The organism is Acuticoccus mangrovi, assembly GCF_016411865.1.
GTDB classification, from domain to species: Bacteria; Pseudomonadota; Alphaproteobacteria; order Rhizobiales; family Amorphaceae; genus Acuticoccus; species Acuticoccus mangrovi.
This window is the reverse complement of record NZ_JAEKJA010000061.1, coordinates 1-954: the sequence shown is the minus strand read 5'-3', so window position 1 is coordinate 954 and position 954 is coordinate 1. Positions and strand designations below refer to the sequence as shown.

Here is a 954-nt window from a genome sequence, read left to right as displayed (position 1 = left end):
CCCCGCAGCGGCGAGGGATGGATCGGTGACGCGCCGGTCGTCAGGGGCCGAGCTAGAGTTTGATCGCCCTCGTCTTCAGCCAAGGCCTGAATGGATACGTGGCGCCACGCGCCGCATGACAAGCAAAGGCGGACTGAAGATGACCCATTCGATCGTCGGCGTCGATGTGTCGAAGGATTGGCTCGATGCGCATCGCCGCTCGGATGGCAAGGACCGTCGCTTTGCCAATACGAAGGCCGGTCGCAGAGCCCTCGTCGGCTGGTCGGATGGTGCTCGCGTCGCCTTCGAGCCGAGCGGCCCCTACCATCGCGCGCTGGAACGTCACCTGGCCGCGGCGGGGATCGGTGCGGTGAAGATCAACCCGCTTCAGGTTCGACGCTTCGCCGAGGCGGTGGGATGCCGCGCCAAGACCGATGCCGTCGATGCGCGCCTCATTGCGGCCATGGCCGCGCAGCTCGACCTGCCCCTGACCCCGCCACTCCCCGAAACGACACAAGATCTCAAGGCGTTGCAGATCGCCCGGCAGGCCCTCATCAAGGACAGGACCGCCGCCAAGAGCCGCGCTCAGAGCCACACGTCCCCCTTCCTCAAGGCTCAGGCCGCGGCCCGCCTGTCGCATGTGGAGAAGCAACTCTGCGACCTCGATGCCCGGATCGCCGCGCTCATCGCCGGCGACGCGGAGCTTCTGCGCCGCCGCGACATCCTCCTCAGCATCCCCGGCGTCTCGACGGTCACCGCCGCAGCGCTGCTCGCAGAGGCTCCGGAGCTCGGCGCGCTCGAGGGCAAAGCCGCTGCCAGCCTTGCCGGGCTGGCGCCCATGACACGGCAGTCGGGTCGGTGGAACGGTCGAGCGATGATCCGCGGCGGGCGAGCGCACTTGCGCCATGCGCTTTACATGCCCGCCCTCGTCGCCGCCCGCTTCAACCCTGACCTCAAGGTGGTCTACCAGCGCCT

1 protein-coding gene is annotated in these 954 nt (G+C 68.3%); it reads left to right on the top strand.

Going from position 1 to position 954, the window contains the following annotated elements; genetic code table 11:
• Nucleotides 1-139: 139 nt before the first annotated feature.
• Nucleotides 140-954: IS110 family RNA-guided transposase (locus JCR33_RS24670; RefSeq protein ID WP_198884803.1), on the top strand; the 815-nt coding region annotated here is incomplete at its 3' end.